General features: G+C 41.9%; 23 protein-coding genes and 2 tRNA genes. 9 read left to right on the forward strand and 16 right to left on the reverse strand.

Features of this window, described 5'->3' with window-relative positions:
- Positions 1-62 precede the first annotated feature (62 nt).
- From DWW23_RS22160 to DWW23_RS22190, 7 genes are all read right to left on the reverse strand, one after another.
- A tRNA-Tyr gene (locus DWW23_RS22160) sits at positions 63-145 on the reverse strand.
- A 55-nt stretch (positions 146-200) separates the two neighbouring features.
- A tRNA-Thr gene (locus DWW23_RS22165) sits at positions 201-274 on the reverse strand.
- A gap of 96 nt (positions 275-370) precedes the next feature.
- Positions 371-670 carry a ribosome hibernation-promoting factor, HPF/YfiA family gene (gene hpf / locus DWW23_RS22170; protein ID WP_122356284.1) on the reverse strand — a complete coding sequence of 100 codons (300 nt, stop codon included), beginning with the start codon at positions 668-670 and terminating at the stop codon, positions 371-373.
- A gap of 2 nt (positions 671-672) precedes the next feature.
- Positions 673-1,569 (reverse strand): tyrosine recombinase XerC, encoded by an 897-nt coding sequence (gene xerC / locus DWW23_RS22175; RefSeq protein ID WP_122356286.1) that lies wholly within the window; start codon positions 1,567-1,569, stop codon positions 673-675.
- Between the two features lie 73 nt (positions 1,570-1,642).
- A complete protein-coding gene (rpsU, locus tag DWW23_RS22180) occupies positions 1,643-1,834 on the reverse strand; it encodes a 30S ribosomal protein S21 (protein WP_122356288.1) in 192 nt (63 codons plus the stop codon).
- Between the two features lie 143 nt (positions 1,835-1,977).
- On the reverse strand, positions 1,978-3,027 hold the full coding sequence (gene mtnA / locus DWW23_RS22185; RefSeq protein ID WP_122356290.1) for an S-methyl-5-thioribose-1-phosphate isomerase: 1,050 nt from the start codon (positions 3,025-3,027) through the stop codon (positions 1,978-1,980).
- A gap of 14 nt (positions 3,028-3,041) precedes the next feature.
- A complete protein-coding gene (locus DWW23_RS22190) occupies positions 3,042-3,896 on the reverse strand; it encodes a hypothetical protein (RefSeq protein ID WP_187576755.1) in 855 nt (284 codons plus the stop codon).
- 388 nt (positions 3,897-4,284) lie between these two features.
- On the opposite strand from DWW23_RS22190, the gene DWW23_RS22195 reads away from it, so the two are divergent.
- From DWW23_RS22195 to DWW23_RS22215, 5 genes are all read left to right on the forward strand, one after another.
- Positions 4,285-6,072, forward strand: a complete 1,788-nt coding sequence (locus tag DWW23_RS22195) for an aminopeptidase P family protein (RefSeq protein ID WP_122356294.1) — start codon at positions 4,285-4,287, stop codon at positions 6,070-6,072.
- A 21-nt stretch (positions 6,073-6,093) separates the two neighbouring features.
- A complete protein-coding gene (locus DWW23_RS22200) occupies positions 6,094-6,618 on the forward strand; it encodes a gamma carbonic anhydrase family protein (protein ID WP_122356296.1) in 525 nt (174 codons plus the stop codon).
- Positions 6,619-7,791 carry a serine hydrolase gene (locus DWW23_RS22205; protein ID WP_122356298.1) on the forward strand — a complete coding sequence of 391 codons (1,173 nt, stop codon included), beginning with the start codon at positions 6,619-6,621 and terminating at the stop codon, positions 7,789-7,791. It abuts the gene before it with no gap.
- Between the two features lie 21 nt (positions 7,792-7,812).
- Positions 7,813-8,928: a carbohydrate-binding family 9-like protein gene (locus DWW23_RS22210; protein WP_122356300.1), complete on the forward strand. Its 1,116-nt coding sequence runs from the start codon at positions 7,813-7,815 to the stop codon at positions 8,926-8,928.
- Positions 8,929-9,403: 475 nt separating this feature from the next.
- The gene (locus DWW23_RS22215) at positions 9,404-10,054 is read left to right on the forward strand and encodes an HAD family hydrolase (protein WP_122356302.1); all 651 of its coding nucleotides are present in this window, start codon (positions 9,404-9,406) and stop codon (positions 10,052-10,054) included.
- Between the two features lie 7 nt (positions 10,055-10,061).
- On the opposite strand, the gene DWW23_RS22220 is transcribed toward DWW23_RS22215, so the two are convergent.
- From DWW23_RS22220 to DWW23_RS22235, 4 genes are read right to left on the reverse strand one after another with little or no spacing between them, the layout of a single operon-like run.
- On the reverse strand, positions 10,062-10,364 hold the full coding sequence (locus DWW23_RS22220; RefSeq protein ID WP_122356304.1) for a DUF3784 domain-containing protein: 303 nt from the start codon (positions 10,362-10,364) through the stop codon (positions 10,062-10,064).
- Between the two features lie 16 nt (positions 10,365-10,380).
- Positions 10,381-10,968 (reverse strand): YIP1 family protein, encoded by a 588-nt coding sequence (locus DWW23_RS22225; RefSeq protein ID WP_122356306.1) that lies wholly within the window; start codon positions 10,966-10,968, stop codon positions 10,381-10,383.
- 2 nt (positions 10,969-10,970) lie between these two features.
- Positions 10,971-11,249, reverse strand: coding sequence for a DUF2089 family protein (locus DWW23_RS22230; protein ID WP_122356308.1), 279 nt, complete (start codon positions 11,247-11,249; stop codon positions 10,971-10,973).
- A gap of 2 nt (positions 11,250-11,251) precedes the next feature.
- Positions 11,252-12,220 carry an alpha/beta hydrolase gene (locus DWW23_RS22235; protein ID WP_122356310.1) on the reverse strand — a complete coding sequence of 323 codons (969 nt, stop codon included), beginning with the start codon at positions 12,218-12,220 and terminating at the stop codon, positions 11,252-11,254.
- Between the two features lie 313 nt (positions 12,221-12,533).
- Here DWW23_RS22235 and DWW23_RS22240 point away from each other — a divergent pair, with 313 nt between their 5' ends.
- Together DWW23_RS22240 and DWW23_RS22245 are read left to right on the forward strand one after the other, a co-directional pair.
- Complete coding sequence (locus tag DWW23_RS22240) at positions 12,534-13,097, forward strand: Crp/Fnr family transcriptional regulator (RefSeq protein ID WP_122356395.1); 564 nt, start codon at positions 12,534-12,536, stop codon at positions 13,095-13,097.
- Between the two features lie 113 nt (positions 13,098-13,210).
- Positions 13,211-14,362, forward strand: a complete 1,152-nt coding sequence (locus DWW23_RS22245) for an acyltransferase (RefSeq protein WP_122356312.1) — start codon at positions 13,211-13,213, stop codon at positions 14,360-14,362.
- A 247-nt stretch (positions 14,363-14,609) separates the two neighbouring features.
- On the opposite strand, the gene DWW23_RS22250 is transcribed toward DWW23_RS22245, so the two are convergent.
- Positions 14,610-15,755: a 6-bladed beta-propeller gene (locus DWW23_RS22250; protein WP_122356314.1), complete on the reverse strand. Its 1,146-nt coding sequence runs from the start codon at positions 15,753-15,755 to the stop codon at positions 14,610-14,612.
- Positions 15,756-16,153: 398 nt separating this feature from the next.
- Between DWW23_RS22250 and DWW23_RS22255 the strand changes: the two genes are divergently transcribed.
- Positions 16,154-17,554, forward strand: coding sequence for a C1 family peptidase (locus DWW23_RS22255; protein ID WP_122356316.1), 1,401 nt, complete (start codon positions 16,154-16,156; stop codon positions 17,552-17,554).
- A gap of 76 nt (positions 17,555-17,630) precedes the next feature.
- Here DWW23_RS22255 and DWW23_RS22260 read toward each other — a convergent pair whose 3' ends face one another.
- The 4 genes from DWW23_RS22260 to DWW23_RS22275 all read right to left on the reverse strand — a co-directional run bounded on the left by DWW23_RS22260 (position 17,631) and on the right by DWW23_RS22275 (position 22,205).
- Positions 17,631-18,824 carry a DUF418 domain-containing protein gene (locus tag DWW23_RS22260; protein ID WP_122356318.1) on the reverse strand — a complete coding sequence of 398 codons (1,194 nt, stop codon included), beginning with the start codon at positions 18,822-18,824 and terminating at the stop codon, positions 17,631-17,633.
- Between the two features lie 47 nt (positions 18,825-18,871).
- Positions 18,872-21,196: a GH92 family glycosyl hydrolase gene (locus DWW23_RS22265; protein ID WP_122356320.1), complete on the reverse strand. Its 2,325-nt coding sequence runs from the start codon at positions 21,194-21,196 to the stop codon at positions 18,872-18,874.
- An 83-nt stretch (positions 21,197-21,279) separates the two neighbouring features.
- Positions 21,280-21,924, reverse strand: a complete 645-nt coding sequence (locus tag DWW23_RS22270; protein WP_122356322.1) for a nucleotidyl transferase AbiEii/AbiGii toxin family protein — start codon at positions 21,922-21,924, stop codon at positions 21,280-21,282.
- Positions 21,879-22,205 (reverse strand): hypothetical protein, encoded by a 327-nt coding sequence (locus DWW23_RS22275; protein ID WP_007654232.1) that lies wholly within the window; start codon positions 22,203-22,205, stop codon positions 21,879-21,881. Before DWW23_RS22275 ends, DWW23_RS22270 begins: the two co-directional genes overlap by 46 nt.
- Positions 22,206-23,420: 1,215 nt before the next feature.
- On the opposite strand from DWW23_RS22275, the gene DWW23_RS22280 reads away from it, so the two are divergent.
- Positions 23,421-26,561: a TonB-dependent receptor gene (locus DWW23_RS22280; protein ID WP_122356324.1), complete on the forward strand. Its 3,141-nt coding sequence runs from the start codon at positions 23,421-23,423 to the stop codon at positions 26,559-26,561.
- The last annotated feature ends 4 nt before the right edge of the window (positions 26,562-26,565 follow it).

Below are 26,565 nucleotides of genomic sequence, written 5' to 3' on the forward strand. Positions count from 1 at the left end.
GCTACTTCCGCAATTTTAATTCTTTCACGAACCAATCTGCTTTTTAGATTGTTCCTTAGTTGTGGGCAGTGATGGATTCGAACCACCGAAGTCGAAAGACAGCTGAGTTACAGTCAGCCCCATTTGGCCACTCTGGTAACTGCCCCTATTTTTAATTGAAAATCATCTGTGATTCTAATTTTCAATTTTCCATTCCTTTGAGCCTCTTGTCGGATTCGAACCAACGACCCCGAGATTACAAATCACGTGCTCTGGCCAACTGAGCTAAAGAGGCGAACCTTCTTCTAAAAGAAGCCGTTTCGTCGTGTAGGCGAAACGGCTGCAAATTTAGATATTATTTCTTACATACCAAATTTATCTACCGTTTTTTTTATTTGGCTCTGATTTTTTCCTTGAATTTAACTAATTGCTTTTCCAAAGCTTCAACACATTCGTCAATAGACGCTTCAAAAGTGTCGTTTATCTTCTCCGCAAAGCAATCGCCATTCTTTATTTTTAGATGCACAGCTGCTTCTTTATTCTTAGCTGATTCAGGTTTCACAACCTTCAACGTTACTTCTGCTAATATTATGCCGTCGAAGTATTGCTCCAACTTACCAACTTTTTTCTGAATAAACGCTTCTAACTGAGCTGTTGCGTCAAAATGGATTGCTTGAATTCTAATGTCCATAATTAACCTCCTTCTTTTTTAGCTCTTGGATGAGCATGATACACTTTTTTTAATTCCTCAAAGGTTGTATGTGTGTAAACGCTGGTTGAAGCCAAACTACTGTGTCCTAACAGTTCTTTCACAGCATTCAGCTCTGCTCCATTATTCAACATACTTGTTGCAAACGAATGTCTCAATACATGAGGGCTACGTTTCGCCAATGTTGGGATCTCCGACAATTTCTTCTTTACTATATTATAGACGATACCTGCCGATAGTTGCTCCCCGTTTTTTCTTACAAAAAACCATCCGCTCTCCGAACCAACTTCACGATTTCGAACTTCAGTGTATGCCTGTATTAAGTTTTTTAATCCTTCTGCAAATGGAATCAGTCGCTGCTTGTTACGTTTACCTGTTACACGCACTTGCATCGTATCACAATCAACATCAGAATCACAAATTCCGGTTAATTCCGAACGACGAATACCTGTATCATATAGCATTTCAAGTATCAGACGATCCCTTACACCCTCAAAATCCTCATCAAACCCATCACCATCCAACAACAATTCCATTTCTTTATCTCTGACGAAATAAGGCAACGGCTTCTTTGTCTTCGGTCCGGTTATTAACCTTAATGGATTAACAGAGATGCTTCCCTGCTTCATAAGGAATTTAAAAAAAGACTTCAAAGAACTTAATTTCCGATTGACCGACACAGGAGACATCTTATCGTCCATTAAAGAAACGATCCAACATCTAACTAAATCCGCATCGACTTCATCCGGAGCAAATCTGTTATCCTTATTCACTTTTACATACTCTTCGAACTGACGCAAATCTTTCGAATAAGCCTCTATCGTATAATTGGAATAGTTCCTCTCATACCGAAGATAATCTAAAAATGAATCTATCAACATATCTGCGTTGCATCAACTTTTATGCAACGAAAATAGGAATAAGAATTCAATAAAACAAGCCTGGCAGGATATTTTATTCTTCTACCTGCTGCAATTGTTGAACGTAAACTGCACGCATAGTTTGTTTTCTCTTTTCAACAGAAGGCTTTATGAAAGCCTGACGACTTCTCAGTTCTTTTACTACTCCTGTTTTTTCGAACTTTCTTTTAAATTTCTTAAGCGCTTTCTCGATGTTTTCGCCTTCTTTCAATGGAACTACGATCATAATTTAATTATTTATTGTTTTTAATTATATCCTCAAAATGGGCAGCAAAATTACTGATTCTTTCGTTATTAGCAAAACTTTCGGGCAATAATTCGTATTTTTTCTTTTTCGATGAATGCTTTAACATACAGAAGCTCTGCCAGCTACAGCTTTAGACTCTCTTCAAACGGAGGATAAGCAATTCCTTTTTCCGTAATAATAGCTGTAATTAACTCATGAGGGGTCACATCAAAGGCCGGATTATATATATGTATACCATCCGGCGCCATCCGGTGTGTATACCACATTCCGGATACTTCATCCGGATCACGTTCCTCTATAACGATCGATTTGCCATCCGGACATTGTTTATCAATTGTAGATATAGGCCCCAGCACATAAAACGGAATACCATAATGACGAGCAAGAACTGCCACACCCGATGTTCCAATCTTATTCGCAACATCGCCATTAGCTGCGATCCGGTCGCAACCGACAAGAACAGCTTGTACCCACCCTTTCTGCATAACAGACGAAGCCATATTATCACAGATAAGCGTAACATCTACTCCAGCCCGATGCAATTCATAAGCAGTGAGCCGTGCTCCCTGCAGCAACGGACGGGTTTCATCAGCAAAAACCTTGAAGCCATAGCCTCTCTCCTCTCCCAGATAAATGGGTGCCAGTGCCGTCCCATATTCGGAAACAGCCAGATGTCCGGCATTACAATGGGTCAGAATCCCCATTCCCGGACGCAACAGCGACAAGCCATATGCGCCGATACGCCGACATGCAGCAGCATCTTCCTCACGAATGGCCATCGCCTCCCCATGTAGTAACTCTACTAGGTCAGGCACCGTTGCCGAAACATTATTCAGCACAACTTTCTCCATCCGCTCCAGAGCGGCGACCAGATTGACAGCCGTAGGACGAGCACCTGCCAGATAATTCTTAATACGGTGAAACTCCGTATAAAACTCATCAAACGATCCGGCCTGAATCAGTCTGCTGCACACATATATCCCATAAGCAGCAGCTACTCCTATAGCAGGCGCACCACGTACTTTCAACTTGTAAATCGCATCCCATATTTCCTCTGCCGAAGACAACTCCAAATAACACTCTTCAGCAGGCAACCGGGTTTGGTCCAGAATCACGACAGCATTCAGGTCATCACTGAGACGGACAGTTTTCAAATCAGTTATATTTTTCATCTATATATTTATGGTTAGTATACATCGGGAGTTAACGTCGATTCAATGACAATACCTGCAGCTCCGATAGCAACAGCACCGACAATCAATCCGGCATCGGCCCCCTTCACGTTATGTACATAGAAAAAGTCTCCGGCCTGTTTTTTCCCTGCATCGAAAGAAGCCGGCGATACATTTCCGGTCTTTATCAATTGGGAAACATAAAAACTACTTTCAAAAGTAGAGTATTTTCTTTTCCCATTATCCTGATCTGCCGTATAAAGACTTAAATAACTTCTGAAAGCCAAAGGAGTATCTTCCTCTGTAAATTTTTTCACTCTTACAGTTACCACACTGGAATTAGATTTAGCAAATTTCTGCCTGGTATACTGATCTTTCGGAATCTGGTCGAATGGGAAATTCGACAATCTCAAAGGTGTAGATTCCACTTTCGACTTCGGAGGAATAAAACTTACCCCTTTAGGCAATGCGATCTCCCCGGCAAACGAACCTGCGGAATAACCATCTGTTATGCTGTAATTTCTGTTCCACCTATATGCATCTCCGGAATAACTGGATTCAGTCTGCCCCTGAATAGGTGCTTTTTCCTGATAATAGCTGGTAGCCACATCGTCGATTATCAAGGCAGAACGTTGCCAGTCCACAAACAGTGGCTCATCCATCTTGTTGTACACAGTTATAGATATAGGTGCATCTTCACCGTAAAAACAATAAGAAATAAACACACTGTCATTTTCTATGACAAAATCTCTGTTACCATTCTTCTCACCTATCGTATCATTCGATTCCAAAACAGAATAATAGTACGAAGAACAGGAGCTCAAACTAAACAGAGCCACTACACTCAAAACAAACAATATCCTTTTCATGATCATTCGATTAAGTAAAGTCCAACAAATATATTATTTTTATTTAAAATTACCTATCCTTCTGCCATAGAAACGAATGCGACCTGCACTTTTCTTTATTGGCTTGCCCTGCTACCCGTCAGTAACATTCTTTATATTTAAGACATTCAATGCACAAAAACCCCTATTACACATTATCTAAATATACTTATCGCAAAACAAATAATACACCCCAAACAGCGGTTTCACTTCCAATACTTCCCCCAACTTCTTTGTTTGCAAATTAAATATTCAGTAAATGTCACAACTTATAGCTCAGAATATACAGGTATTTCCCAAGTGAAGAAAAGGGTTTCTCCGATATTTTATTAACTTTGCCAATAGTAATGTTGACTAAAACAATAATGCGATGAAAACAAACATTCCGGAACGTATTGCCGCGCTTAGAGAGGCAATGAAAGAAAAAAATATAGATGCTTACATCATCCCCAGTTCAGATCCGCATCTGAGCGAATATCCTGCCGACCGCTGGAAATCGCGTGAATGGATATCAGGTTTTGACGGTTCTGCCGGCACAGTGGTCATAACGGCCGATAAAGCCGGGTTATGGACTGATTCCCGCTATTTTTTACAAGCAGGTATTCAACTGGAAGGCTCCGGTATCGAACTATATAAGATGGCCCTACCGGAAACTCCGACAATCCCGGAATTTCTGCTGCATGAAATGCAGAACGGGCAAACGGTCGGACTGGACGGACAAACCTACAGTGTTGCCGATGCCGCCCAACTGGAAAGAACGCTAAACCGGAAAGGGATCAAACTGGAAGCATCTTACGACCTGATCGACCTTGTATGGAAAGACCGACCGGCTATCCCCGGCAATCCGTTATTCGAAATGCCGGTAGAACTGAGTGGAAAATCGGTTCGTGAAAAGCTGGATGCGATCAACAACCTATTACGTAAACAAGGTGCCGACAGCCTTATCATCGCCGCCCTCGATGAAGTTGCCTGGACATTCAATATACGCGGGACAGATGTTACGTACAATCCTGTCGTAATCAGTTACGCATTTGTATCCGAAGACGAAAGTGTACTTTTCATCAATCCCGGAAAGATCACGGCAGAAGCAGCCGAACATCTAAAAAAAGAAGGAGTGGTCCTCGCCGACTATACAATGATACAAAAATATCTTTCCCGGCTTCCGGAAAAGAGTTCCGTATTTATCGACCCGGCAAAAACAAACCTGTCGCTTTACAATGCACTGCCCAAAGGATGTACCATCGTTGAAGACATCACACCGGCAAACCACCTGAAAAGTATCAAGAACGAAACTGAAATAAAAGGATTCCGCAATGCCGTAGTAAAAGACGGTATTGCATTGACCCGTTTCTACATTTGGCTGGAAAAGAAATTAGCTGCAGGAGAAAAAGTAACCGAACTCAGCGCATCTGACAAACTAACGGCTTTACGGGCCGAACAACCGCAGTATATCATGGACAGTTTTGAAACGATCTGCGGATATGCTGCCCACGGAGCAATTGTCCATTATGCAGCCACACCAGAAACCGACGCGGAAATAAAAGCGGACAATATGCTTCTGATGGACTCCGGCGCCCAATATCTGGACGGGACTACCGATATCACCCGTACAATCGCCCTGGGAGAACCGACGGAGCAAATGAAAAAAGATTTTACCCGTGTATTAAAAGGAACGATCGGAATTGCCAAATGCAAATTCCCTGCAGGAGCGAAAGGCGTACAACTGGATATTCTCGCCCGGAAAGCATTATGGGATGCAGGCATTAACTACCTGCACGGAACAGGTCACGGGATCGGTCATTGTCTGAACGTACATGAAGGTCCTCAGAGTATCCGTATGGAGGCTAATCCCATACCGCTAAAACCGGGTATGGTGATCAGTGATGAACCGGCCATGTACCGGACCGGAGAATACGGTATCCGGACAGAGAATATGGTGCTTGTCCGTGAAGACAGCGAAACGGAATACGGTAAATTCTACGGATTCGACACTCTCACTTTGTGCTATATAGACACAAAACTGATCATTGTCCCGATGTTGTCAGTCAGAGAACGTGCCTGGATAAACAAATATCACCAGATGGTGTACGACCTGTTAAGCCCACATCTGAATGAAGATGAAAAAGCGTGGTTAAAAGAGAAAACAACAGAAATTTAATCAATTGTCAACTATAAAATTATGGCATTAATAAAATCAGTAAGAGGCTTTACCCCGAAAATCGGTAAAGACACATTTTTAGCAGACAACGCCGCTATTATCGGCGATGTCGAAATAGGAGACGGTTGCAGCATCTGGTTCGGAACCGTTCTCCGGGGTGACGTAAACTCAATCCGCATAGGAAACGGAGTCAACATACAGGACGGCTCCGTACTACATACGTTATATGAGAAATCGACCATAGAGATCGGCGATGATGTCTCGGTCGGGCATAATGTGACGATACATGGAGCCAAAATATGCAACGGAGCCCTGATCGGAATGGGATCGGTTGTACTCGACCATGCAGTGATCGGTGAAGGGGCTATCGTAGCTGCCGGCTCGGTTGTTCTGAGTAAGACCATAGTCGAACCGGGTAGTATTTATGCCGGTGTCCCTGCTAAATTCGTAAAGAAGGTAGATCCGGAACAAGCCAAAGAGATCAACCAGAAGATTGCAAAAAACTACCACATGTATTCAAGTTGGTATAAAGAAGATTCAGAATAAATGAAAAAGACAGGATGGGCAATACTACTGGCTCTATGTTGTATCGGAGGCTATCTGGTATTGCCCTCCAATTATTACCTGCGACGCGCTCTTATTCACCTGCTCCCGAAGATCGACCAGTATCCGATCTTTGAAAACCGGATGGTGAAGGCCGGCAACCCGCAACCCTGGCCGGAATCGGAAGCATACAACAAACTATCCGTTCCGGAAAAATTCCAGCCTGTTTTTGAGGATCTGGGAACCGTAGCTTTTGTCATTATCAAAGACAGCACCTTACTTTTCGAACAATACTGGGAAGATTACTCTCCGCACTCGCGCAGCAACTCGTTTTCCATGGCTAAAAGCATAGTCTCACTGGCTATAGGATGCGCCATAGACGACGGCTTCATCAAAAATGTAGACCAACCTGTCAACGACTTCTATCCCGAATTCAAAGGATACAATGGCAAAGCCCTGACGCTACGCCATTTGCTGACAATGAGCGCAGGTGTCGACTTCGACGAGGCCTATTCTTCCCCTTTCTCTCCCACCACCAAACTGTATTACGGAGATGATCTGCAACAGATCGCTTTGGGAATGAAAGAAATCGAAGAACCTGGCATCCACTTTATTTATCAGAGTGGCGTAACGCAGTTACTCGCCCTTATCGTAGAAAAAGCGACCGGAGAGAACATCAGTTCATACGTTTCAAGAAAACTATGGACTCCGCTAAACGCAGAAGAAGATGCCCTTTGGAGTCTGGATAAAAAGGACGGTATCGAAAAAGCATATTGCTGCTTCAACAGCAATGCCCGCGACTTCGCCCGCTTCGGACAACTGATCTTAAACAAAGGGAACTGGAACGGAAAACAACTCGTTTCCGAATCCTATATAAAAGAAGCTACGACTCCCGACACTAATCTGATATTCAAAGAATACAATGAAACGAACCACTGCTACGGCTTCCAGTTCTGGCACCTGACTTACAAGGATATGGAAATCCCTTACATGCGAGGAATTCTCGGGCAATATGTCTTTGCCATTCCGGAATTGAATGCCGTCGTCGTACGCCTGGGGCATAAACGCAGCGATACGCGTACCGCCCAACATTACCCGGATGATATAGATACATGGCTGGGTACTGCTATCGAAATAATACAAAAGTCAACAAATAATCAGAGAGAATCAGAATAAACATACTAAATTAAACAACAAATGAAGAAAACAGTTTTTACTGCACCCATGGCAGCATTGTTACTCCTTTCTTGTGCACAAGCGCCACAAGAGAAAGGAAAAGAGATTACTTACACGCCGCAGGCTCCTTACAATCCTCCGACGTATGTATGCTACAAAGCTCCGGCTCCGATCAAGATAGACGGTAAACTGTCTCCCGAAGAATGGGATGCTATTCCCTGGACAACCGACTTTGTAGACATCGAAGGAGACAAACGCCCCAAACCACTTTTGCAGACACGGGCTAAAATGACTTACGACGACAATGGTATGTATTTTGCCGTCCTGATGGAAGAGCCTCATGTATGGGCTACGATCACAGAACATGATGCCGTAATCTATCAGGATAACGACTTTGAAATATTCCTCAATCCGACAAACGATACACATAATTACCTGGAATATGAGGTAAATGCGTTAGGCACAGAATGGGATCTGTTCCTGAGCAAACCCTACCGTGACAATCCGCAAGTATTGAACAACTGGGAATTTGCCGGTATGAAATCGGCCGTCTACGTGGATGGCACATTAAATAACCCGAAAGACACCGACAAATCCTGGAGCGTAGAAGTATTTATCCCCTGGTCATCGATCTATCAGGTAGCGAGAGGTAAAAAAGGACCTGTCGACGGTGAACATATCCGTACAAACTTCTCACGTGTGGAATGGACTACAGAGGTACAGGATGGCAAGTACGTAAAAGTCCCCATCAAAGGTGAAGACAAAATACGTGAATATAACTGGGTATGGGCTCCGACCGGAGTGATCAATATCCACATGCCGGAATACTGGGGATTTGTACAGATATCCGATAAGGTTGCGGGAACCGGAGAAACTCCGTTTGTTACAGACCCGAATGATGAAGTGAAGTGGCTTCTGCGTAACCTGTATTACCGTCAGAATGAGTATGCTGCGACATTCGGTGAATATGCTCCATTCGTAGCGGCTCTCAAACCGGAAGAATTATGTCCGGCAGAACAAGCCAAACAGATCAGCCTGTTCAACACTCCTTCCATGTATGAAATCACATTACCCGGCACAGATGGAAATGTATGGCATATCAGACAGGATGGAATGGTTTGGGCATCTAAAAAATAATTAAACCTACTTTTCCCTTGATGGAAAAGTAGCCAAAAGATCAAGGCTACACCTGCCTCGCTACTCCGCATCCTGCGTTCGCTGTCGCCTCCGAAACTCGCTGCGCTCAAACAGCGGATGCTCCGGACGCTCTCTCCGGATGCTGCGCTTTACGCTCACCAGCTGAGGCCTTTCATAGAACGCAAAGCGTTCTTTTGTGATTGCCGACACTGCCTGTTAAAACAGAAAGTACTGTTATAGTATATAATTATCAGTGTCGGCAATCCTAAGAGGAAGCGGAGCTTCCTGGGAAAGGCCTAAGCGGGTGAACGTCCGCGAAGGGGGAAGACGAAGCGATTAAAAAAATCCGTTGTCTGAGCGTAGCGAGTTTCGGATTTTTCAGCAGAGTCTTTCACCGAAGCAGTGAAGCCGATTAAGCCTTGATCTTTTGGTTACTTTTCTATCAAGAGAAAAGTAACATACAAATAGGATAAAAATGAAACAATATAAATATCTTCTTTTTGACCTCGACGGTACCATTACCGACTCAGAGACCGGAATCACCCGGTGTGTTGCATATGCATTAAATTATTTTGGTATTCAGGTAAACGACCTACGGGAATTATCCCCTTTTATCGGACCGCCTCTTCTGGATTCGTTCAAAGACTTTTACAACTTCACGGATGAACAGGCGACCGTTGCCGTTGCCAAATACAGGGAAAGATATGCCGACAAAGGCATTCTGGAAAATGAATTATATCCGGGAATCGAAGAACTACTGGCAGATGCACAAAAAAACGGTAAAACTGTGATACTGGCTACTTCCAAGCCGGAAATATTTGCCAAACGTATCCTCGATCATTTCGGGTTGAGCGACTATTTTTCTTTTGTTGCCGGTAGTGGCCTGGATGGCTCTCTTCACACAAAAACAGATGTGATCAACTATATCTTACAATCCAATCAAATAACCAATCTGGAGTCTGTTGTGATGATAGGCGATCGGAAACACGATATCATCGGAGCCAAAAACGTAGGGATCGACTCTATCGGCGTCTTATACGGCTTCGGAGATTATAAAGAACTTTCAGATGCCGGAGCAGATCATATTGCAGAAAATATTCCGGCACTCCGTAAATTACTCTTATAGCAGTAATTTACGGATTATATTTTTGAGCTTTTACCACCACAATCATACATCCACCTAATAAAAAGATTGCACTAAAAGCTTCTTTTACCCCATACAAAGCCAACTTATTCAATAAAGCAACGCCTACCATCTGACAAATTCCTATACAGATAAACCATCTACGCATCATTCGGCTCAAACCACCTATATCCACTTTGTCACGTTTTTCCTTCGGCATCGTATTATATCCGGCTATCAACATGGGGAATTTAACCACCAGAAAACCGACAACAACTAATATCAAACCTGCTATAAAATCTGAATAATTCATACCCTACATTGTTTCATTAATAGCACAGACCGATCAGGTAACGGCAAAGAATATCACCACCAAACACGGCTACACAATAGAGAATACCCAACGAATACCCCTTCAGATTACAAGAGACCTTCAGTGCTTTGAACATCCAGACCAATACCCAGACCAGAAATATAACTCCGATCAATGAAAGCCATACTCCTACCAGGAAACCAGGTTGTGCCAACAATTCTGTCGGCGGCACATTCATATCCACTTTTGCCAGATTCTGCATCGGAGGCAACATATTGAACAAATTCATAAAGATGAAAGGGATCTGGGCAAAAGCAACTGTCCCCAACACATCGATCACCCTGATCCGGGAACGCGACAAGATCAACCCTCCGAGATAAAACAAAGTAGCCGGCACAATCCAAACAACCAGATGTTCGACAGCGTAACACCACCAGGCCGGATTCGGTGCCGGACCGAAATGCAATAAACCATGATAATGCCATCCGGAAAGATAGCTGATAACCGTGGATACGACCATTCCTAAAAGCCCCCACCCCAGCGCCTGAAAACCGGCAATCCATTCAAACGGATTAATCAGAAAATTCAACCATTGTCTTTTCATAACTATTCAATCTTATTTAATTTATCAATCAGATCATCTAATATATTCCTAACAGTAGGATAACTCACTCCCATATTCTTCGCCATATCTTTCAAGCTGCCACTCGACTTGATAAAATCAACGATAAATAACTGCTCCTTCTCGGTCAACCTTGCCAGAAGAGGCAGTTCAAAGTTCCCGCAAACCTCCGTATCACATTGTTCGCAAAAGAGCCGCCCCACTCTCAGAGGAGAATCACAAGCCGGACACTGTAACGGCAAACGTTTTCTGACTTCTCCCATAATCACTTCTGTTCCTTTATAAACGTACCCAATGACGAAAGCAAAACCGCATTAACCGGTAAAGAAGGATTTGTATAGACTGCCATCTGCTTCTGGGGATCGGTCGTATCACAATCTTTCAATACATGGTTCATCTTTTCAATTAAAAGAAGCTTTGCCGAAGGAGAAGCCTTCTTCAACAGTTCCGCATCCTCTACGAGAACCTGTATATCGGTTTTACCCTGCACGATTAGGCTCGGTATCGTTAATTCCTTGATTATCTGTTGAGGATTATATTTATACCATGATATCATATAAGGTTGAACCGATTGCCTGAACAGCGCTTCCATTCCAAACGGAACATTCGCCACCAATTTACCCTGTCGCAACGAATCATTGATAGCGGCTACTATATTCCGGACCGATTCCGGTTGGGAAGACAACTGCTTTTCTATTATTTCATAAGCCGGTCTCCCCGCTCCGGCTAACGACACAAAAGCTTTTACTTTCGGATTATTGCGGCATGCCAACATCCCGATCAACGATCCTTCACTATGCCCGATCACCGTAATACCCGTAAAGCGCGAATCTTTTTTCAAATAATCGATCCAACCTTTTACGTCATTCACATAATCTTCGAAACGCAAGTCTGCCTCTCTCTTTCCTGCCGAAGCACTGGAAGCTATTCCCCGCTTATCGAAACGAAGAGAAGCAATCCCCTGCTTTGCCAAATCTTCGGCAAGGAATCTCAAAGAGTTGTTCGTCATCTGCCCAACGGCAGAATTACCATCCATATCGGTCGGACCTGATCCGGCAATCAATAAAACAACAGGAAAAGACTTCATTCCCGGGGGAAGAAGTAGTTTTCCATGAATATCTCCGCTTTGAGTATTCAAGGTCACTCCCTGACCGGTCAATGGTTGCAACTGCCCGAAACAAGTCAGAAATACAAAAGAGAAAAAGACGCTGAATAATAATTTCATCTGTTTCATATTATTACCTTCCTAAAAAGTTATCCGGACAAATATAGAAATTATATTGAATAAAATTCAATCATATATAAACTTTATTCAACTATTTATAAATATAATTCATCCACAAATGGAAATAGAGCAACGAATCTAAATAAACAGGAGGACCAAACGCAATACATCAAATACGGTCTGAAATCTGTTTAATATCCTTCTTATTTAGATTGATTAATCTACTTTATCACCTTTTCTATGAAAATATCTCCCCAACAGGAGAAATGTTGCATTATTCCTCTTATTTTTGCATGTGATGGAAAATAATCAAGAATTTCTTATGGTAAATATTATTGACAAGATAAACTCTTCATATCCAATTTCCGATACAACGATACAAACATTGAAAGAACATGTCACTTTATGTCATTTCCCTAAAAAGCATCAACTGATAAAAGCTAATATGTTTTGCAAATCGGCTTACTTTATAGAGAAAGGAATGACCCGCTCCTTCTGGTTGGTAAACGGAGAGGAAATAACCACCTCTTTCGCCTATGAAGGAAGTATTGTCTTTAGTATGGATGAGTTGTACTATAATAAGGTAAGTGAAGAGTTTGTAGAAACGCTTGAAGAAGTAGTAGCCTATCAAATATCACTGGCCGATTTGCTACAGCTTTTTCAAACCAATATCGAACTGGCCAACTGGGGAAGAGTCATTCATCAGAACGAATACAGGCGTTTGCACCGCTCACATAAAGAACGTCTTACCTTGTCAGCAAAGGAGAGATTTGAGGAATTCAAACAACAATTTCCCGAAGTGTATCAGCGTGTACAATTGGGGTATATTGCCTCCTACCTGGGGATAACCTCATCTACACTCAGCCGGATCAGAGCCCAGAAATAATCTTTACCCGGTACTATTTGATGTAGGACAAATTTTAGGACGCATAAGTTTTATAATTTTGGAGCTTCATAAGTTACACGTAATAATAATAATCTAAATAACAAACTCTTATCATGCAAAACATCTCTTCTGCTGCATTCACAGACAGTAAACCTCATTACGATCTTCTCGACGGATTAAGAGGGGTGGCAGCACTTTTAGTCGTATGGTATCACGTGTTCGAAGGCTACGCTTTTGCCGGAGGCACTACCATCGATAGTATCAATCACGGCTATCTGGCTGTGGATTTCTTCTTTATCCTATCCGGTTTCGTTATCGGTTATGCGTATGACGACCGCTGGTCAAAGACGCTAACCATGAAAGATTTCTTTAAACGCCGTTTGATCCGTCTTCATCCGATGGTTATCATGGGAGCGGTTCTGGGTGTTATCTCTTTTCTGATTCAAGGCAGTGTAAAATGGGACGGGACACATGTCTCTATCTCCTTGGTCATGTTATCCCTGCTTTGTTCATTGTTCTTCATTCCCGCCATACCGGGAGCCAGTTATGAAGTCAGAGGAAATGGCGAAATGTTTCCGCTGAACGGTCCCAGCTGGTCGTTATTCTTCGAGTATATCGGCAATATTCTTTATGCCCTGTTCATTCGCCGTTTGTCAACCAAGGCATTGACTGTAGTCGTCTTTTTGATGGGAGCAGCACTGGCAGCATTCGCCACCCTCGACGTATCCGGTTACGGTAACATCGGAGTCGGGTGGACATTGGATGGCGTGAATTTTGTAGGCGGATTATTACGCATGCTCTTCCCCTTTTCTATGGGTATGCTTTTATCTCGTAACTTCAAGCCCATCAAGGTGAGAGGCGCATTCTGGATCTGTTCGATCATATTACTGGGGTTATTCTCTGTACCATTCGTGGAAGGGACAGATCCGATTTCCATGAACGGACTTTATGAATCATTTTGTATCATCCTGATTTTCCCTATCCTTATCTGGGTGGGAGCATCGGGAACCACTACCGATACCAAGTCGACAAAGATATGTAAATTCCTGGGAGACATTTCTTTCCCTCTTTATATCATACATTATCCTGTGATGTACCTGTTCTATGCCTGGTTGATCGACAAAGAACTTTACACGCTCGCAGAGACCTGGCAGGTAGTCTTGGGTGTTTGTGTATTGAATATAGTTTTGGCATACCTATGCCTGAAACTATATGACGAACCGGTTAGAAAATGGCTGAGTAAGAAGTTCCTCGCTAAGAAATAAGTATCACAAAACATATTCCGTAAATTACTTCAACAAAAGTAATTTACGGAATATATAAATATGTCTTAACAAGCATAAGATTATTTTATTTGGAGATCACTATTTACAATAGCAACCGTATCACCGGGAAGTCCAACGATTCGTTTTGCAATTAATACCTAGGGGTACTATCCGAGTTAAAAACAGCAATATCGTATATAGAAGGTCTTTTTAAGACCACCATCCGATGATATCCCCAATCATTTTTTCATTTCAATTGATACAAGAACAGTATTGGATTATCTTCTTCTTTTACACTCAACACAAATTTTCGCTGCTCTTCATTCAATTTAGACTTACCATTCTGTATCCATTCTTTTTGCGTATCAAACATATATGAAGAGTAAACACACGCAAAAATACCATTCGTATTATCTATAGGAAAATTATGTTTTGTATCTGTAGGAAGGAGTGGATTTTTAATATAATCTATTTTCTGTATCTCACTCATTTCCTTATCAATAATATAAATTCCAATATTTGTATTTATAAGCATGTATTTTTCACCATCTGATATATTAAATAAACAATAGATATATCTCTTCTCCCGTGCTAATTCGTGCAATTGATCAGGGGTCTCAATCCCATCAAATATATTTTCGGGAAGATTATGTTGTTTAAAATCTATACAGTATTGCTGACTGACAACACCATCTTTAATTTCATATATCGAATTATCAAAACGTCGAACATAATGAATAGTGGAATTTTTTGTAAAGCAATTTCCAGGTGCCATCAAATTTATACCCGGATTCGGCAATAAGGGTAACTGATATGATACTATATTTCCTTTCTTATTTAAAACTATTACTTGTGAGTTTTCTAATTCCGGATGAAATGGATTATCTACATATATATACTCGTTGTCTGAAGCAATTTGCATATACAAAGTATTAAAATAGTTTTCCTTTATAAATTCCCCCTCATAATTGAAGTACATTATTTTTTCAGGTCTATCACAAAGCAATACGATTTGTTTTTCTTTCGTATCGACAAAAAAATCGGATAGTTGAGCATATTCTCCCGGACCTTGGCCTATTTTACTTATTTGGTTTACATAGTTTCCTTCTTTATCAAAAATGACAATTTTAGATAAAGATCCGTCAAAAAAGAAGTACATGTCCTCATCAACACAGATACGATCTATATACTTAAGTAAGGAATTATCATTTGTTTCCAATCTAATGGTGTCAATAAAAGTCACATACCTTTCATCCAGATCTATCTTTTCTTTATCATTGAAAGTTATATATACTGAGTCAGAATCACTCCGCTTTATTACAGTTTTCCGACAACTGATAACAAAAAACAAAGAAAAGAATAGAATTGAATAACTGAAAATAGAAAATTTCATCTTCCCCTTTATTATTATTTATGTATACAAGATTGTTTTTCAAGACATCTGTCAAATATAAACACTAAATTTGATAAAAATATGTATTTCTTTAACACATATCTTCAAATTAACACTTGTTACAAAAACTGTCACAATAAATAGGGATTGAACTATACAAACCTACTACTTAACAAACGATTATAGCAAGCATTAGTGTATCAAATTCCGACACTACCTAAATATGACATTCTACAACATTAGTAATATTGTTTTCAAACAAACAATTAAAAACAGCAAATTTTATCAAAGTTATCAGAAAATACATATATCATTTTTCTTTTACCATATCTAGTCATTCCAATTTGTATCCCTTATCTTTGTAACAAATTAAATACATAACATAAACGAACTATATCATGAAACGAAACAACCTATGGATAACAGCCCTTGCACTGGGTATTACGTTATCCGCCTTCGGACAGCAAATCGGCGGAGGAATTTCTCCGGAAATGCTGCAACAGATCAAACAATCGTACAAAGGGACTCCTACCGACAAGGCTATTCATAACGCCATCAGTAATAACGATATCAACAAACTGGCGGTAAATGCAGAAAGTAAAAATAATTTCGATACTTATTTCTCCAATAAAGTAGACAGCAAAGGGATTACCAACCAGAAATCATCCGGCCGTTGCTGGCTATTTACCGGCCTGAACGTATTTCGTGCACAGGCAATCGCAAAGTACAATATGGGAGATTTTCAATTCTCGCAGAATTACTCCTTCTTCTGGGACCAGCTGGAAAAAGCCAATCTGTTCCTGCAAGGGATTATCGACACACGCGAAAAGCCGATGGATGACAAAATGGTGGAATGGCTATTCAAAAATCCGCTTAGCGACGGAGGACAGTTCACCGGAATATCCGATATTCTGGGTAAATATGGTGTAGTCCCGTCTGACGTAATGGTAGAAACCAATAGCAGTGAAAGTACAGGAAGAATGGCTAATCTGATCAGCCTTAAATTGAAAGAGTTCGGCCTGCAACTGCGCGACCAGTCTGCCAAAGGGACTAAAGTAGCCGCACTGGAAAAGAGTAAAACCGAAATGCTGGGAACTATTTACCGGATGCTCGTCCTCAACCTGGGTGAACCGCCTACGAAATTCACATGGACACGTAAAGATGCACAAGGCAATCCGGTTGAAACCAAAGAATACACTCCTAAATCATTCTTCGATGAATATATCGGCAAAGACCTGACAAACAATTATGTCATGTTAATGAACGATCCAAGCCGTGAGTACTACAAGTTATATGAGATCGATTTCGACCGCCACCGTTATGACGGAAAAAACTGGACTTACGTAAACCTTCCGATCGAAGATATCAAAGAAATGGCTATCGCCTCCATCAAAGACAGCACAATGATGTATTTCTCCTGCGACGTGGGTAAATTCTTCGACCGTGAACGTGGTCTGCTGGACGTGAACTATTACGACTACAGCTCACTGATGGGAACTACTTTCGGCATGGATAAGAAACAACGTATCCAAACATTCGCCAGCGGATCGTCACATGCCATGACCCTGATGGCCGTCGATTTCGATGCTAACGGCACACCCAAAAAATGGATGGTCGAAAACAGCTGGGGACCGGGTGCCAACAGCGGCCACCTGATCATGACCGACGAATGGTTCAACGAATATATGTTCCGTCTGGTAGTCGACAAGAAATATATCACCGACAAAGTAAAAGACGTTCTCAAACAAACACCGACCCGCCTCCCGGCCTGGGACCCGATGTTTACAGACGAATATTAATAGTTGTATTCTGGAACATAGAAAAATAACCCCGACAAACCTGGTCTGTCGGGGTTATTTTTTCTACACTCTCTAATTACTTCTTTTTATTGTTTTTACTGCCTATCCAGGTTCCTTGTTTCCATAAATACTCCAATGGTCCTTGTTTATGGCACGACAACCAGTAACGGCTGAATACCCATTGAACGGTGAAAATAGCCAGTCCGATAAGCAAAGTCTCCGTAGCTCCGGTAACACGATACAACCCCAAGCCAAATCCATAATAAATACACACACCTATTATAGACTGCGAAATATAGTTGGTCAGGCTCATACGTCCGTAAGGGATAATAAACTTCTGCCAGTTACACCCATTCTCCTTTTTGAACCAAATCAGCACAAAGGCCGAAACCAGGATCAGCATAAAGGCAAAATTGCCAAGAGATTGAGTTATTATCTTATAAGGAAGCAATACGGATGGATTATCTATATGTTCGGGGATAAAAACCCGAAGCAGATACAACGGAACGAATGCCAATATACCTATGCCTAAGACACGTTTCCAAAAGCCAATCGTACGGTCGTTCCTGATGAAAGAGCCATTACGTCCTAACAACATTCCAAACATAAACAAGGCCGATGTCTGAAACAACCGTCCATTTTCTACCTGCCAGAAGTTGCTATACAATTGTCCGTCCCATATGTTACTGCGCAAGACCTCCCAAAAAGAACCATTCATAGTCACTCCTCCTACCCGTTCCGAATAGATCATGAATCTATTCCCGACAGCGACATAATCCGGATCAGATAACGCATACAACATCCTGCCCCATTCAAAAGGTTGAAGCAACAGAAAGACGGCGATCCAAAAAACAATTTTATCTTTCAGTTTACACACCGGAATAAGGACAAAACCTGCAACGGCATAGAGTACCAGAATATCACCGTTATAAAATAAAGCATGAAGTTGGGCAAACAGAAACAACAGAACTAACCGCCAGGCAAAACGTCCCCGAAAATCGATCCCTTTTTGTTCCGCATGATGAAACTGAATGTAGAAGCTGAAGCCAAAAAGCAAAGAGAAAGTAGCATAAGCCTTTCCACTAAACAGAAAGAAAAAGCTATCCCACATCCATTTGTCCAGAACCTGCAACCAGGCCGGCTGAAACTCCGGAATGAAATAAATATTATAATGTTCAAGATTATGCAATAACACAATAGCCAACAAAGCAAAGCCGCGAAGCGCATCTACAACATTCAAGCGTTCGGATTTTTGAATAGTATGTATCATTTCTTATTTATGTATCAGATATTCAATCTATATAAAAGTTTTTTATCTCATTTCCCCCAATCCGAAGGCTCTGCCCCCATCTGTAACACCAACGTTCCACCCTTCATCAGGTCGGCATGCATCAGATAACATTTATTGTAAGGATTTCCATTTAAAGTAGCCTGCTGGACATAGATATTTTCAGGGCTGTTATTGTGAGCTTCAATCACAAATGTCTTACCCTCCGCATAGTCAGGATCCAGATTGAAGACGATCTTCTCAAATACCGGGCTGGTCAGTTCATACCGCTGGTCGCCCGGACAAACCGGATGTAATCCACTAGCCGCCAATACGTACCAGGCCGACATCTGTCCTACGTCCTCATTACCGACCAATCCCAATACTGAATTTTTATAAGCATTCCGGCAAATATCCCGCGTCCATTTCTGCGTAAGTTCCGGAGCACCCAGGCGATTGAACAGGAAGGGTACATGATGTACCGGTTCGTTGGCGTGATTATAATATTGATTCCACAAATAGCCGGCAGGTGTTTGTTCAAACATATCCGTCAGATCAGCCAGAACCTTTTCCCGTCCGCCCATCAGTTTGATCATGCCTTCCACATCATGAGGTACGAACCATCCTTGCTGATAGGCATTACTTTCCACACAACCATATCCTTCAGCCAGTCTCCCCTGTTCCGGTAACGGCAAATATTCCCCTTTTTCATTACGGGGACGGAACCAGCCATAATCCGGATCGTAAAGGGTCGTATAAGTTCCTGACCTGCGTTCAAAAAGCTCCTTATCCGCCTCTTTTCCAAGCCATCCGGCCAAACGAGCCATACACCAATCGTTGTAGGCATATTCTAATGTATGAGAGATGGAACCCGGCGTATATCCGTTTTCATTATTTCCAAACATCCGGGATGTATTCAATGCATACTGATAAGCCTTGTCTATATCATACGAACGGATTCCTTTTGAATAAGCATCACATAACACTGAGATAGCCGGATTTCCCAGCATACAGCCCGAATAGGCATTCAGCAACTCCCATCGTTCCAGATAGTTGTTTCCGCTCTGGTCCGCAATCTCAACCAGCGAGTTTATCTGGTCATTGATCAGAGTCGGATTTATAATCGTTTGCAAAGGCATCTGGCTCCGGAAAACATCCCAACCACTAAAGATTGTCCGTTTAGAGAACCGGTCTGTTACATGCACCTGTTTATCCGCCCCCATATATTCTCCATTCACATCACTGCATACACGCGGATCGATCATCGTGTGATAAAGAGCCGTATAAAAGATATGCTTTTCATCTTCCGTCCCACCCGATACGGTGATTTTGGAAAGTGCGTCATTCCACAACTGCTGGCAGGAAGCCAATGTCGCATCAAAATCCCACGCATTCATTTCCGAATGAAGGTTCTCTTCTGCATTCCTCATACTGGTAAAAGAGATGCCGCTTTTCATCAGAATCTGATCTCCGTTTTTTGTATCGAAGTCAGCATAGAATCCGATATGCTTCCCCACATAAGAAGTTACGTCCGGAATGATCCGGGCATTTCTCACTACTTCATGATAGCGTTCACTCTCTATATCTCCGCGTTTGCGCGTCCAGTCGTCCGGTATATCGGCCGACCATACGCCATGCGACCGGAAAGGCCGGGAAAACTCGGCATAGAAATAGACGATATAGTCAGCTTTACCGTCGCCATTTCCCCAGCCACCGCCTTCGGGAGGACATTTCATCTCTCCACGGATCGTATGGTCATTGATCACTTCGATAGCTTGCCAGGTAGAAGTTCCTCCCACCCTTCTTGCCAGATCTATCTGGATACGCGATTCTTTACTTTCAGGAAATGTAAAACGCAACATTCCGCTATGAGGAAGTGCCGTTGCCTCCGCTTTTATCTGATAATCCGTCAGCATCACAGAGTAATAACCGGCAGATGCTTTTTCCGAGGACTTATCGTACCGGGAGCGGTATCCCTTATCCGGTTCGTCCAATGTACCCGAAAATGTATGCAGTTTCCCTACCGTCGGCATAACAAGCAGGTTTCCCAGATCGCCATACCAGCCAATCCCGCTCATTTGTGTAAAAGCAAAACCTTCGATGGAAGTATGCTCATCACTATAACCGGAACCATTATCCCCTCCGGTAATCGTATTAGGACTGACCTGTACCATACCGAACGGAGCCGTCGCTCCCGGAAAAGTTTTACCTAAACCATGATAAGATCCACCCGCATCCATACTGGTGGAGGCACCGATAAAAGGATTTACATAAGAAGATAAAATCTCTTGCGATTCCTGGTTATCTTTTACAGAACCACAAGAAAACGAAACAACACAGAGAACTAATGAACACAAACTAATATTTTTTTTCATAATGCTATCGATTGATAAGAATAATATTATTATGACTACATTTCAAATTTTTCCATTCAGCTAACCTATATATGAAATATAAATTAAGGAAGCGGAAACGACTCAAAAACTTTATTTTGAATTTGAGTCATATCAATCAATCTCCTTTCAATAAGTTTCCAATCATATTTACCATTCAACATAACAATATCTTCTTCGAAATCTATGTCATCAAAATAAGTAATGGCCTTGAAAGGTCTGATGAGATTTGACCCGGGGAATTTACGCTCATACAACCTAAGCATTGAATTAAAAGGAAAACGAGTAGATAAAAAAGCTATATCAATAAAATCTTTTAGCCGCGAACCATTATCGGCAATAGCTGAAAGTTTCATGGCTACGATATCCTCCATACTATACAATCTTATATCAGACTCGGTGTATGGCTTCTCAAGATAACCATAAGAATGGGTAATGCAGTCTATCTTAACACCGTCTATGGTTCCCTTCAAGGTATTTTTTTCCATGAAGTCAGTACGGAAACCATATTTATCACGAAGGAATATTTCTAGTTTCCCTGCATCGAATGATTCCGGTGTAAAAAGATCCAGATCAACACTGATTCTATGACCTAAATATAAGGCCAAAGAAGTTCCCCCTGCCAAATTAAAATTTGACATCACACTTTCACTTTCCAGCATTTTTAAGAGTTCAAGAGTTGATCTCGCAACAGTTTCCGTGTGTAACATTTTAGTTCTTCTTTTTTAAGATTAAAGGCAATACAGACAAAATTCATATCCCGGGACGACAAATTGGGAACTTCTTTTATTATTTCCCTAAATCCTTCTATACCGCCATACAATTTAAATGCAGCATAAAAATCCTTTAGCCATCCCCTCTCTATGACACGTTGAACTACTACTTTTCTTGATTTCCACCAATCAAAATGAGACAAGTCATATTCCCAAAGCAAGGATGACGAGATTGATGTATCACCAGTGTATGTCTTATATTCATCAAATATAGTCATTTCCTGTTCTTTTTGTACCTATACAAATTTACTACATTTCGAAAGAAGACACAATTATTCAAACGTTTTTATTATCCATCCTCCTCACAGCAAATTGACAAAATGTCATCTTATAGCCTGCTGGGTAAGTTGTATGGATAGCCGAAGGCGATGGTTGTTTTTATTCGATTGTAGAGAGGTTCGCCATCTTTGAGATGTCATAATTCTAGACATATTGATATTATTCTGTCGTATTATTTCTAAAATATCCGATGTTTTATTGCAATATATGGTTACCTGCGAGCTTTTGAACATCGGAGAGTTGAGTGTTGTTCTGGTAGTTTTAGAAGCGATGAAATGCTTTAGAACATATAATCAGGCTCTCCCTACGCATATAAAATAACACATACGCTCTTAAATTAACAAGTATATACATTTAAACAAGTAGGTATTTCTGCTACAATCAAAATAAAACTTATTTAAAATGAAAAATAATTCGTTTAAAACGAGTTTACCTCTTTTCTCAACCGAGTTAAAAACGCGTATCAGCCAAACATTGTGTTAATAAATGTGTATATACATTTTCTATAAGAAGAGTAATACAGAACACGCGTGTTATCTTAAATCCAATTATTTGGTCAAACCGCCAACACATCGAACCTTATGCCGACAAAATGACATTTGTTTAAAACAAGAGATGGTCAATTATTATCAGAGGTTTACAGCTGACTGCAACTATGGCTTTGCCTGTACAAGTCAGTCGTGTCTCAAACGACGTATCTTCACAGTCTTTCCTTATTCTGTGAAACGTATCTTTCTCAAGAGAACAGAGGAACAATTCAAAACTTTTTTTGTTTTTATTTGCTTTATCCAACACTTCTACATATTTTTGTTCCCGTACACACCGATAAAGCGTTATTGGTCGGTACATTTTATTGATTACGGAAGCGTTTTAAAGATATTATCTTAGTTGGAAACTTCGACACTTTTCAATGTAGCTAGATAATAGACAACAAAAACGCTCACGAACCTTTCCTTGTTATATCTGTTCATAGGCATTGTTATATGCATATGTCTCTATGGATGTACAAGATAAAAGGGCGTGAGTTGTTGTTTATATTAGCTACAGGGCAGTCGAAGGCCTCCAACTAGATATAATCAACAATCCTCACGCCTTCTTTTATTTGTATAACCATCCACTCCGGGGATTGATGGATATCTAGTATTTACATTTGTATGAAAAATCATGTTCTCAGTTTTTTTCATCGACTTGCCTTGATACTATTTTTATCAGGGATGTTTATTAGTCAGGCCTATGCGCAAAGAACTACCGTAAAAGGTATTGTAAAAGATCATTCAGGTGAAGCACTTATCGGTGTTAATGTTATGGAAAAAGGAAAGACCAATGGAACCATAACCGGTAGTGACGGAATGTTCAGACTGAATGTGTCAGGGGAAAAGCCGATATTAGTATTTTCTTATATCGGTTATGTAACGCAAGAGATTCCTGTTACCAATCAGGAAATACTCACAATCACTCTAAAAGAAGATACCGAAGAACTGGATGAAGTACTGGTTATCGGTTATGGTACAGCTAAGAAAAAAGACCTGACAGGTGCTATTTCCCGTGTAAAAGCAGAAAAAATGGAAGCGGAAGCTCCACGGTCCGTTCAAGACCTGCTTCGTGCCAGTGCCGCCGGTTTGTCCATCAGTATGTCTACAGACGCTGCCGGTACAGCCGACCTGCAAATACGAGGAAAAAATACGTTAAGTGCAGGTTCTGCGCCTCTCATCGTACTGGATGGCGTCATTTACGACGGTTCCATGCAGGATATCAATGCCATGGATGTCGAAAGCATCGATGTCCTGAAAGATGCCAGTTCCGTTGCTGTTTATGGAGCCAAAGCAGCCAATGGAGTCATTGCCATTACGACTAAAAAAGGAAACACGGGTAAGCCGGTGATTACTTTCAATGCCAACGTCGGCCTGGTACATAATTCGCGCCTTCCTAAAACGGTTGACGGAGCAGGCTTCCTGGCATTTCGTCAGGAATATGCAGAGGGTCTGCTATCCCAGGACGAACTAACTGCACAACCCGGCAAGTATGCCGACCCGCGCACCTTGTCATCGATGGGAGTCGATCCATTGACATGGTACAATTACGACCAGAAAAATCCGGGTTCAGTGCTGCCTGATGACAAGACACTGGTCACAACCTGGCTGACCCGTTTGAATCTGCAGAATATCGAAATTGAAAATTATCTGAACGGCGTGGAGACCAATTGGGATGACATCGTTTATCAGACCGGTCTGCAACAGGATTATACCACCAGTATATCCAACCGGACGGACAATTTCTCTTATTATTGGTCGCTGGGATACGCCGACCGTGAAGGAGTAAAAACCGGTGACCGCTACCGGAATTTCCGGTCACGACTGAATCTGGAATCGAAAGTTACTTCTTTTCTTACTGTCGGACTAAATTCTCAATTTGCGACCCGTATCGGTGGTTACCTGGCTGCCGATGTCGATCAGCGCGAGCATAATTCACCATACACGACCAACGAAATTGACAACCTGGATAGTCCGTACCGGATGTATCCTTCCGGCGACAATAATACCAAAAATCCGTTCTTCGACAACCTGTATCGCGACCGGCGCGATATCAACCATGATTTCAATGCCAATTTGTATGCTATCCTAAAATTACCTTTCGGGTTGGAATACCAAATGAATTTTACTCCCCGTTACCATTGGTACGAATATATGAACCATGAATCGTCCCAACATCCTGAATGGGCCGGAGAAGGCGGAAAGTCGGAACGAAAAAACGAGAAGACGTTCAACTGGCTACTCGACCATATCGTACGCTGGAAACAGGAGTTCGGTAAGGATCACCGTGTAGAAGCGACGTTCCTATTCAATGCGGAAAAGGGGCAATGGTGGCAAACGGTAGCCAAGAACCAGCAGTTTACCCCAAGTGACGTGCTTGGATACCATAATATCGGAGCCGGAGCCATTCCATCCGTCTCCAGTAACGATACCTACAAAACAGGAGATGCGTTGATGGGACGCGTATTTTATTCTTTCCGGGATAAATATCTGATCACAGCTTCGGTCCGACGTGACGGCTATTCCGCTTTCGGGCAAATGAACCCACGTGCCACATTCCCCGCATTAGCTTTGGGCTGGGTCTTTACTTCCGAAAAATTTATGAAGGCATCAGACAATTGGCTGAATTACGGAAAACTCCGTTTTTCCTGGGGACAGAACGGGAACAGGGATATCGGCCAATATGAAGCATTGGCTTCCCTGAATTCCGGACTGCATCCTTATATCGACCAGAACGGAAATGTCTATGTAACCTCCCAGATATACATCAACCGCATGCCGAACAGCGCATTGAAATGGGAACGTACGGCCTCTTACAATATAGGTATAGACTTCTCTGTGTGCGGAAACAGGCTAAGCGGTAGCATGGAAACTTACATGGCCGAAACCAACGATCTGTTGGTGAGCCGTTCGCTGCCTTCCATTTTAGGGTACGATAATGTGAAAGCCAATCTGGGAACATTGACGAACCGTGGATTTGAGCTGACTCTGAATGCCAATCTGATAGAGAATAAAAACTTCTCTTGGAATTCAAGCGGAACCTTCTCATTCAACCGCCGGAAAATCAAACATCTGTATGGAGACAAAGAAGAAGTGAAGGATGCCGACGGCAATGTGATCGGATATAAAGAAGCGGATGATATAGCAAACAAATGGTTCATCGGTCACGATACAGATCAGATATGGGATTATGAACGCGACGGCGTCTGGCAGCTCGGAGAAGAAGAAGAGGCTGCCAAATACGGGAATAAGCCGGGAGATTTTAAATACATCGACCAGAACAACGATGGGGTAATGGATAACGACGATAAGATATTCCAGGGATATACAACTCCCCGTTACCGCTGGTCATGGAGAAATGAGTTTACATTCTATAAAAACTTCAATTTATCCTTTATGATGTATTCGCATATCGGACAATACGGGACATTCAACCGGGCTGCCAATACAGGCGGTATGTTCGACCGGTATACCGTAGTAGATATTCCGCGCTGGACGAAAGATAATCCGACCGACGATTACGGACGCCTGGGATCTAAAAACATCGGTAGCAATTATGTAAAAAAGACATTTGTACGCATGGAAAACATCACATTGTCGTATAACGTTCCGCAAAACTTCCTGAAAAAATTCTCCGTACAGAACATGCGTTTCTCTGTTGCCGTTCGTAACCCGTTCGTCATCACAGGATGGACTTTCGGAGATCCGGAAGGCGGCGACACGACGCTGAGAACCGTCAATTTCGGTGTAAACTTTACTTTATAAACAT

It is taken from the genome of Parabacteroides sp. AF14-59, from assembly GCF_003479515.1.
Taxonomy (GTDB): Bacteria; Bacteroidota; Bacteroidia; order Bacteroidales; family Tannerellaceae; genus Parabacteroides; species Parabacteroides faecis.